The 9,547-nt window shown below is 69.4% G+C and carries 7 protein-coding genes and 1 tRNA gene; 6 read left to right on the forward strand and 2 right to left on the reverse strand.

Annotated features, from left to right (window positions below; all coding sequences use genetic code 11):
* Window positions 1–360 precede the first annotated feature (360 nt).
* Window positions 361–2,580, forward strand: coding sequence for a (Fe-S)-binding protein (locus AC08OQ_RS05000; protein WP_476601341.1), 2,220 nt, complete (start codon window positions 361–363; stop codon window positions 2,578–2,580).
* Window positions 2,581–2,659: 79 nt separating this feature from the next.
* Here the strand turns inward: AC08OQ_RS05000 and dcd are convergent, their stop codons facing one another.
* Complete coding sequence (gene dcd / locus AC08OQ_RS05005; RefSeq protein ID WP_462188612.1) at window positions 2,660–3,259, reverse strand: dCTP deaminase; 600 nt, start codon at window positions 3,257–3,259, stop codon at window positions 2,660–2,662.
* A gap of 206 nt (window positions 3,260–3,465) precedes the next feature.
* On the opposite strand from dcd, the gene AC08OQ_RS05010 reads away from it, so the two are divergent.
* The 5 genes from AC08OQ_RS05010 to AC08OQ_RS05030 all read left to right on the forward strand — a co-directional run bounded on the left by AC08OQ_RS05010 (window position 3,466) and on the right by AC08OQ_RS05030 (window position 8,037).
* Window positions 3,466–4,227, forward strand: coding sequence for a beta-phosphoglucomutase family hydrolase (locus tag AC08OQ_RS05010; protein WP_462188611.1), 762 nt, complete (start codon window positions 3,466–3,468; stop codon window positions 4,225–4,227).
* Complete coding sequence (locus AC08OQ_RS05015; protein ID WP_476601342.1) at window positions 4,224–6,737, forward strand: glycoside hydrolase family 65 protein; 2,514 nt, start codon at window positions 4,224–4,226, stop codon at window positions 6,735–6,737. The genes AC08OQ_RS05010 and AC08OQ_RS05015 overlap by 4 nt, the downstream gene beginning before the upstream one ends.
* A 69-nt stretch (window positions 6,738–6,806) precedes the next feature.
* Window positions 6,807–6,880 (forward strand) — tRNA-Gly (locus tag AC08OQ_RS05020).
* A 150-nt stretch (window positions 6,881–7,030) separates the two neighbouring features.
* Window positions 7,031–7,915: a PIG-L deacetylase family protein gene (locus tag AC08OQ_RS05025; RefSeq protein WP_476611917.1), complete on the forward strand. Its 885-nt coding sequence runs from the start codon at window positions 7,031–7,033 to the stop codon at window positions 7,913–7,915.
* Window positions 7,873–8,037 carry a hypothetical protein gene (locus AC08OQ_RS05030; RefSeq protein ID WP_476601344.1) on the forward strand — a complete coding sequence of 55 codons (165 nt, stop codon included), beginning with the start codon at window positions 7,873–7,875 and terminating at the stop codon, window positions 8,035–8,037. Before AC08OQ_RS05025 ends, AC08OQ_RS05030 begins: the two co-directional genes overlap by 43 nt.
* A gap of 19 nt (window positions 8,038–8,056) precedes the next feature.
* Here the strand turns inward: AC08OQ_RS05030 and AC08OQ_RS05035 are convergent, their stop codons facing one another.
* The gene (locus AC08OQ_RS05035; protein WP_476601345.1) at window positions 8,057–9,400 is read right to left on the reverse strand and encodes a glycosyltransferase family 4 protein; all 1,344 of its coding nucleotides are present in this window, start codon (window positions 9,398–9,400) and stop codon (window positions 8,057–8,059) included.
* Window positions 9,401–9,547 lie beyond the last annotated feature (147 nt).

Consider the following 9,547-nt stretch of genomic DNA (forward strand, 5'->3'; position numbering starts at 1 on the left):
TCCGGGGCGCCGTGGTAGTCGTGACGGTGCGAGGCGTTGCGTGTTGGTTGGGCGTCTGCCGCTGAACGTAGCAGTCTCGTGCACCTCGCGCGGACGATCGGGCCTTTGGGCCCCTTAGCTCGGGCCGCTCGGACCACATCGTGGCAGGGTCGACGGTGAGCGGGTTCGCTGTCGGCCTCATAGTGCCCCTACGCCCGGGGGTGGGGACCCAGCCAGGCAGGTTGGCCGGGAGGTGGGACCGGACCCGCCCCTACGGTGGCGCGGGCCACTTGTCCGGGTGGCGTGAGCCACTCGTCCCATACGTTGCTGGTCGGTACGAGCAGGCTCGCCCGCGATAGTGGGTGCCAGATGGAGGATGCTGTGAGAATTGCGATCGGTGGAGCGATCACGCTGATTGCTCTCGCGGTTGCCGGGCGCCGGGTTTTCTGGCTGTTCCGGCTGATCAGGTCCGGCCAGCCGGCCGAGGGCCGGCTCGACGACCTGCCGACCCGCGTCTGGACGGAGATCAGCGAGGTCGGGGGGCAGCGCAAGCTGCTGAAGTGGTCGGTGCCCGGGGCGGCCCACTTCTTCACCTTCTGGGGCTTCACGATCCTGCTGCTGACCGTCATCGAGGCCTACGGCGGCCTGTTCGACGACGACTTCCACATCCCGGGATTCGGGCACTGGGCGGCCATCGGCTTCCTCGAGGACTTCTTCGCCGTGGCGGTCCTCGCCGGCCTGGCCGCCTTCACGATCATCCGGTTGAAGGACGCCCCGGCGCGGCTGGAGCGCAAGTCGCGATTCTACGGCTCGCACACCGGGCCGGCCTGGGTCATCCTCGGCCTGATCACCGCCGTCATCGTGACACTGTTGATCTGCCGTGGCGCCCAGTACAACACCGGCAACCTCCCGCAGGGCCAGACAAAGTGGGCCTTCGCGTCCTACGCCGTGAGCCACATCTTCTCCGGCCTCTCCCACGAGGTGAACGAGGGCATCGAGACGGCCTTCCTACTGCTCAACATTGCGGTGATCATGGGCTTCTCGGTGCTGGTGGTCTACTCGAAGCACCTGCACATCGGCCTGGCTCCGATCAACGTCGTGCTCAAGCGCCAGCCGGTGGCCCTCGGCCCGCTGGCCACCACCCCCGACATCGAGAAGCTGATGGAGGAGGACGAGCCGGTCGTCGGCGTCGGCAAGGTCGAGGACTTCTCCTGGAAGGCCATGCTCGACTTCGCCACCTGCACCGAGTGCGGGCGGTGCCAGAGCCAGTGCCCGGCGTGGAACACTGGCAAGCCGCTGTCACCGAAGTTGTTGATCATGGATCTGCGTGACCACCTCTTCGCCAAGGCGCCCTACCTGCTGTCCACCGAGGGCGCGGCGGAGGGCGAGGAGGCGCCGAAGGCGGTCACCGGGATCGCCGAGGACGCCTCCGACTCCCACACCGTGCACCATGTGCCCGAGTCCGGCTTCGGCCGGGTGCCGCAGCCCGGTCAGCCGCAGGTCGACCGGCCGCTGGTCGGCACCGAGGAGGAGGGCGGGGTCATTGATCCCGACGTCCTGTGGTCGTGCACCAACTGCGGCGCGTGCGTTGAACAGTGTCCGGTGGACATCGAGCATGTCGACCACATCGTCGACATGCGTCGCTACCAGGTGATGATCGAGTCGGCGTTCCCGTCCGAGGCCGGCGTCATGCTGCGCAACCTCGAGAACAACGGCAACCCGTGGGGCGTCTCGCCGCGGACCCGCACCGAGTGGACCGAGGGCCTGCCCTTCGAGGTGCGTGTCCTCGGCGACGGTGAGCAGATCCCCGACGACGTCGAGTACCTGTACTGGGTCGGCTGCGCCGGGGCGATCGAGGACCGCGCCAAAAAGGTCGCGCGGGCCTTCGCGGAGCTCCTGCACACCGCCGGGGTCGAGTTCGCGATCCTCGGTACGAACGAGTCCTGCACCGGAGACCCGGCGCGCCGGCTCGGCAACGAGTACCTGTACCAGGAGATGGCCAAGGCGAACATCGAGCTGCTGAACGCCACGGGCGTCAAGAAGATCGTTGCCACCTGCCCGCACTGCTTCAACAGCCTCGCCCGGGAGTACTCGGCTCTCGGCGGTCAGTACGAGGTCGTCCACCACACCCAGCTGCTCGGCAAACTGGTCGAGGAGCGCAAGCTGGTGCCGGTGACCCGGGTGGAGTCGTCGGTCACCTACCACGACCCCTGCTTCCTCGGGCGGCACAACAAGGTCTACACCCCGCCGCGGGAGATCCTGGCGGCAATCCCGGGCATCCGGGGCCAGGAGATGCACCGCTGCAAGGACCGCGGCTTCTGCTGTGGTGCCGGCGGCGCGCGGATGTGGATGGAGGAGAAGATCGGTAAGCGGGTCAACGTGGACCGGATGGAGGAGGCCCTCGGCCTCGACCCGGACGTCGTGTCCACCGCCTGCCCGTTCTGCATCGTGATGCTCACCGACGCCGTCACCGAGAAGAAGCTGAGCGGCGAGGCGAAGGACGGCGTCGAGGTGCTCGACGTCTCCCAGCTCCTGGCCCGTTCGCTGGCGCCGGCGGCGCCAGCGGCTCCGACCGAGGCGTCCGCCGAGCCTGTCGGCTAGATTGTGCCCTTGCCTTTCCAGAGGGATAAATTGAACATGAAACCCTCTGGAAAGGCAAGGAAGCTGAAAGGCAAGGAAGTCAGCCTGGGGGGATCTCCCCGTTCGGGACCGGTGCGCGGGTGAAGTCCCGGTAGGCCCTCGACGGAGTCGGGCCGCGCTGGCCCTGGTAGCGCGAGCCGTAAATGGTCGAGCCGTACGAGTGCTCGGCCGGCGAGGACAGCCGGAACAGGCAGAGCTGGCCGATCTTCATGCCGGGCCAGAGTTTGATCGGCAGCGTCGCCACGTTCGACAGTTCCAGCGTGACGTGCCCGGAGAAGCCGGGGTCGATGAAGCCCGCCGTCGAGTGCGTGAGCAGCCCGAGCCGGCCGAGACTCGACTTCCCTTCCAGCCGGCCGGCGAGATCGTCGGGCAGGGTGACGATCTCCAGCGTCGAGCCGAGGACGAACTCGCCCGGATGCAGGACGAACGGCTCGTCGCCCTCCGGGGCGATGAGCTCGGTGAGATCCTCCTGCTCGAGAGAGGGATCGATGTGGCTGTACCGGTGATTGGCGAAGACCCGGAACCAGCAGTCCAGCCGTAGGTCGATGCTGGACGGCTGGATGAGGCCAGGGTCGTGGGGGTCGAGACGGATCCGGCCCGTGGCGATCTCGGTCCGGATGTCCCGGTCGGACAACAGCACGTCCCGGACGTTAGAGCATGAGCGGTTGATCTTCACCCTCTACCCGGAGGTTGATCTTCACCGTCCACCCGGAGGAGGACGGAGCCGCGTGGAAGAGTGAGACGGAGCGTGACCCGGGTAGGAGGCACGTGGCCGGTCGATGAATACCCGGCCGGACGGGTGGGTGCTCCCGGGGAAGGCTGGGGCGGAAGGGACAGGCGGGACGGATGCTCGGGCTACCCGATCACATCGAGGCATGTCTGTTCGACCTGGATGGCGTGCTGACGAACACTGCGACGATCCACGCGGCTGCGTGGAAAGAGATGTTCGACGATTTCCTGGAGAACTGGGCCAAGCGGTCGGGAGGGCCGTTCGTCCCCTTCGACCTCGAGCATGACTATGCCGAGTGCGTTGACGGCCGGCCCAGGATCGACGGAGTGCGAGCCTTTCTCGACGCCCGTCACATCAGGCTTCCCGACGGAACACCGGACGACCCGCCGTCCGCGCTCACCGTGCATGGGCTGTCCAACCGGAAGAATTTCCTCCTGCTGGAACGGATTAGGAGGGACAGTGTGGACATCTACCCCGGCTCGGTGACGTACCTGCGGGAACTGGCCGCGCGGGGGATCCCCCGCGCGGTCGTCTCCTCCAGCGCCAACTGCGCCGAGGTGTTGAAGGCGACCGGGCTTGACGCCCTCGTCGACGGAGCGGTGGACGGCGTCGTCGCCGCCCGTGACCATCTCGCCGGAAAGCCAGCGCCCGACACCTTCCTCGCCGGCGCCCGGCTGCTCGGGGTGCCGCCGCGGCGGGCGGCGGTGTTTGAGGACGCCCTGGCCGGCGTCGAGGCGGGGCGGGCCGGCGGGTTCGGCTGGGTCGTGGGGGTCGACCGGGTAGGGCACGCCGCAGCGTTGCGCGCCCACGGGGCCGACATCGTGGTAAACGACCTGGCGGACCTGCTCGGCCACGGCTCCGGACCCGGCCCCGCGTGATCGACAAAGCGTCTTATCTGATTGAGCCGTGGTCCATCCAGGAGTCCGGTCTCGACATCTCCGATCTGGGCCGGTCCGAGTCATTGTTCGCCCTGTCCAACGGCCATATCGGGCTCCGGGGAAACCTCGACGAGGGCGATCCGCACGGCCTGCCGGGCACCTACCTGAACTCGGTCCACGAGCTGCGGCCCCTGCCCTATGCCGAGGCCGGCTATGGATATCCCGAGTCCGGCCAGACGGTCATCAACGTCACCAACGGCAAGGTGATCCGTCTACTCGTCGACGACGAGCCGTTCGACATCCGCTATGGCGATCTGCGGTCGCATCAGCGGGCGATCGACTTCCGGGAGGGCGTGCTCCGGCGGGACGTGGAATGGGTCTCGCCGGCGGGGCAGACCATCCGGGTGCACTCCGAGCGGCTGGTGTCGTTCTCGCAGCGTTCCATCGCGGCCGTGTACTACGAGATCGAGCCGGTGGGCGACCCGGCGCGGATCGTCATCCAGTCGGAGCTGGTGGCCAACGAGCAGCTGCCGGCCTGGCACGGTGACCCGCGGGCCGCGGCTGCGCTGGAGTCGCCGCTGCGGTCCGAGCGCCATCGGGCGAGCGGCACGATGGTCGAGCTCGTCCACATCACCCACCGCAGCGAGATCCGTGTCGCCGCGGCCATGGACCACGAGTTCGCCGGGCCGGACTCGCTGGGTGTCTCCTCGGAGAGCGAGCCGGACGCCGGCCGGGTGACGGCCACGGCGGTGCTTGCCCCGGGCGAGAAGCTACGGATGGTCAAGTTCATCGCCTACGGTTGGTCGGAGCAACGGTCCCTCCCAGCCCTGAGGGACCAGGCCGCCGCGGCGCTGGTCGCAGCGCGGCAGACCGGGTGGCCCGGTCTCGTCGGCGAGCAGCGGCAGTACCTGGATGCCTTCTGGAAGCGGGCCAACGTCGAGGTCGACGGCGACCCGGAGGTGCAGCAGGCCGTTCGCTTCGCGCTGTTCCACGTCCTGCAGGCCGGAGCGCGGGCCGAGCGGCGGGCGATCCCGGCCAAGGGCCTGACCGGCCCCGGATACGACGGGCACGCCTTCTGGGACTCCGAGTCGTACGTGCTCCCCGTCCTGACGTACACCGCGCCTGACGCGGCGGCCGACGCGCTGCGCTGGCGGTACGCGACTCTGCCACTGGCCAGGGAACGAGCCGATCTGCTCAATCTGAAGGGCGCCGTCTTCCCCTGGCGCACCATCCACGGCGAGGAGTGCTCCGGGTACTGGCCGGCCGGGACGGCCGCCTTTCACGTCAACGCCGACATCGCCGACGCGGTCGCCCGCTACGTCACCATCACCGGGGACGAGCAGTTCGAGCGCACGGTGGGGCTGGAGATCCTGATCGAGACCGCCCGGCTGTGGCGGTCGCTGGGACATCACGACCTCGACGGCCGCTTCCGGATCGACGGTGTCACGGGCCCGGACGAGTACTCGGCCATCGCCGACAACAACGTCTACACGAACCTGATGGCGCAGCGGAACCTCGTGGCCGCGGCGGACGCCGCCCGCCGCCATCCCGACCGGGCCGCCGAGTTGGGCGTGGATGCCGAGGTCACGGCGTCCTGGCGGGACGCGGCCGAGAACATGTCCATCCCCTACGACCCCCATCTCGGCGTCCACCCGCAGTCCGAGGGATTCACCGAACACCAGGTCTGGGACTTCGCGAACACCGCGCCCGAGCAGTACCCTCTGCTGCTGCACTTCCCGTATTTCGACCTCTACCGCAAGCAGGTCGTCAAGCAGGCGGACCTGGTCCTGGCGATGCAGCGCCGGGGTGATGCCTTCACGATGGACGAGAAGATCCGCAACTTCGCCTACTACGAAGCTTTGACGGTTCGGGACTCGTCACTGTCGGCATGCTCCCAGGCGGTGCTGGCCGCTGAGTGTGGGCACCTGTCGCTCGCCCATGACTACCTGCGCGAAGCCGCCCTGATGGATCTGCATGACATCGAGCACAACACCGGAGATGGGCTGCACATGGCCTCCCTCGCGGGAAGCTGGATCGCCCTCGTCGAGGGCTTCGGTGGGCTGCGTGACGGCGGTGAGGTGATCTCGTTCGCGCCGCGGTTGCCCGAGGGACTGACCAGGCTGGCCTTCGGGCTCTGTGTCCGCGGGCGGCACCTGCGGGTGGAGGTCTCCGACTCGACGGCGGTCTACACCGTCCCCGCGGGGCCGGCGATGACGTTGCTGCACCACGGCAAGACCGTCCGGGTGGTTCCCGGCCAGCCGGTCAGCATGGAGGTCCCGCCGACGCCCGTCCTGGAACGGCCGAAGCAGCCCCCGGGTCGGGAGCCGCTGCGCTTCCTGCGCCTGCCGGGGACCGGCGGCCGCTCCGGTGTGGGTGGGGGCGCTGGTGGGGGCGCCAGTGCGGGTGGGGGCGTCGGTGCCGGCTCAGCCACCAGCTTCGGCATCGCCCCGGCCAGCGATCGTATCGGTCCTACCGGCCCAAGCGGTTCCGTCAACAGCATCGACGGCTGACTCCGGACGCGCCGGACGGCCCGGGGCCCCACCCGACCCGGTCCGTCCAGTACGATGCGAATGCGCTACGCGGGCGTAGTTCAGAGGCAGAACACGAGCTTCCCAAGCTTGCAACGCGGGTTCGATTCCCGTCGCCCGCTCCACTCTGGGTGGGTTGTGTCCGCGCGGGGGCGGACCTTGTCGTTCCGCCATGCCTCCCGGGGGGCCGAGCCCGGCGAAGAGCTGCTCTGCGCCCATCGGCGTCTCGTGGACGAACATGGCGAGGACCTGCGGGAACACCACCCGAGGGCGGAATGTCGGTGGTGGTCGCTACAGTGAGCGCGGCCACGGCGTCGATCTCGGATCGTGTCCGCTGGCCGGTGTTCGCCGCCGTACGGGAGGTCGACGGGATGAACGTGGCGAAGGCGGTCCGGTGGGTGATCCCGGGTGATCCAGAGACGGTGCGTGACCGGGTGATGGTGCCGGCGCGGTCGCTGTGGCGCCGGGCCTGGACCCGGCGCGGCATCGATATCACCTCGTCCATGACGACGAGGTCGTGTCTCGTCGTCGCACCACACCCCGACGACGAGACGCTGGGCTGCGCGGTGGCCATCATGCGTAAGCGGGCCGCAGGCACCCCGGTCACGGTGGTGATTGTCAGCGACGGCTCCCGCGCGGAGCCGGTGACGCTCCCGCCAGCGGAGTTGATCGAGGTGCGCAAGGCGGAGACCCGCCGGGCCTGCGCCTTGCTGGACATCGACGAGTCCGACGTGCGCTTCCTCGGTTTCCCCGACGCCGAGCTCTCCGACCGGATCGACGCCATCGCTGCGCGGCTCACCGAGCTCATCGAGACCCTCGCGCCCGAGCAGATCCTGGCGCCCACCTCGTGCGAGGGGCACCCGGACCACGACGCGACCAACGAGGCGGTGCGCCGAGCGGTCGCCACCACCGGTTATCGCGGCCAGGTGCTCGAATACACCGTCTGGTTCTGGACGCACTGGCCCTGGACCTTGGGCTATACGGGACGGCGGGCTGGTCGGCTGAGCGTCTGTTCGTCCAGCCGGTCCGCCGGTTGCGGGAACGCCGTCCGCTGCTCGTGGACGCCCGCGGCTTCCGGGCGCGGCAGCGCAGGGCCCTCGCGGAGCACGCCACCCAGGTGGGGGAGGACGACGCGGCGTCCGGCGCCGCCACCCCGGTGACCGGTTCCCTGCTCGCGACCCTGGGGAGTCGGTACGAGGTCTACGTCGCCGCGGGGGCGCTGCGGCACCTCGACTTCGAGCGGCGGTGGCGGGCCGGCCACCAGGCACGGGGCAGCCGGTAGCCAGCCTGCGGGCGCCACCTCAGGGCCGGGCGGCGGGCCAGCGCCGGTGGCGGCGCCGTTCCCGGGACAGGTCGGGGTATAAACCGTCGGCCGCGTGGCTCGGTCCGGGGTGTTGCTGCCGGTTCCGGGTGCCGAAGTGCGCGATGCCGCGCCAGTATGCCTCGACCTTGCGGCGGGCGATGGCCGAGGGCTCGATCTCGACCACGCCGAGACGACCCCGGGCCCCGAACGCGCTCGCCCGCGCGGGGTCGAGCAGGAACGGCGCCAGCGCATCCGCCAGCGCCACCGGATCGCCGGCCGGTACCGAGGATCCGGCCTCCCACCGCTCGACGAAGGGCGCGGCTCCGGCCCGGGTCGTGGTCACCACCGGCCGGCCGGCCGCCATCGCCTCGACGGCCGCGATCGAGAAGCTCTCGAAGCGGCTCGGCACGGCGACGACGCGGGCCCGCCGGTAGACGTCGCGGATCTGAGAACCGGACAGGTGCCCGGTGAACTTGACGTCCAGCTCAAGCTGGCGGGCCCGGTGGGCCAGCCACTCGCCCGAGGGCACCCCGTTGATCTCGCCCGCCGAGCGTCCCGCGAGCACCAGCCGGTGCGCCACCCCCGCGCCACGAAGGCGGGCCGACGCGTCGAGCAGCACATCCACGCCCTTGTAGGTCTCGAGTCGGCCCACGACGGCGACTGTCGGCGTGGTGCCGGCGACGTCGGGTATGTCGAGCCACGGCTCGGCGTCGAACGGATTGGGAATCACCTCCACCTCACGGTCACCCAACCAGCCTTGCTCCCGCAGCGTGTCGACGAGCAGCTGCGACGGTGAGGTGACCACGGCGGCCCGGCCCGCCGACGTCCGGTCCAGCCGGTCGGCGACCAGGCCCTTCAACCCGACCGGCTGGCCGGAAAGCCTGACCGTGAGCATGGTCGGGCAGTGGAGGTGGATGGCGAGCGGCGTGGAGCGACGCATGGCCTGGATCAGACCGCGGGTTTCCCCGTCCTGGGTCTCGATCACGTCTGGTCTGAGCCCGAGTTGACGCATCCATAAGCTGTAGGACAGCGGGAGGCTGGCCCGCAGCGTCAGCGAGTCACGCGGGTACAGGGGTCCCCGGAGTTGGGCGCCGAGCTTTCCCAGCCCGCGGCTGACCGGCACCCGCAGTAACGGGCGCCGGTGGACGTGCACCCCGTCCTTCACCGAGCCGACGACCTGACGCCCCTGGGCGCACAGCACGTGGACGTCGTGGCCGAGTTTCGCGAGTGCCGTGGCCAGCGCCGCGGTGTAGGTGCCCGCGCCGTCCCAGACGACGGGCGGGTACTGCTCGCAGAAGAAGAGAATGCACAGCGCCTGGGCAGATCCCAATGACTCCGCCACGTGTCCCCGATTCCACCGTGCCGTAATGGGAGAGTAAGACTAATAGCGTAAATACGCTACTCCACGGGGGGAGTGACGTCTTTATGGTTCCGCGGGCCCGGGGGGAATCGAGGGAAACTGGCTCTTCGAAGTTAAGCGGGTTTGAGG

It is taken from the genome of Frankia sp. CcCS3 (genome assembly GCF_977927575.1).

What these genes read in the sequence shown, in the direction of transcription:
- AC08OQ_RS05025 (WP_476611917.1), top strand. Translation starts at nt 7,031, where the DNA reads ATGTCGGTGGTGGTCGCTACAGTGAGCGCGGCCACGGCGTCGATCTCG.
- AC08OQ_RS05010 (WP_462188611.1), top strand. Translation starts at nt 3,466, where the DNA reads ATGCTCGGGCTACCCGATCACATCGAGGCATGTCTGTTCGACCTGGAT.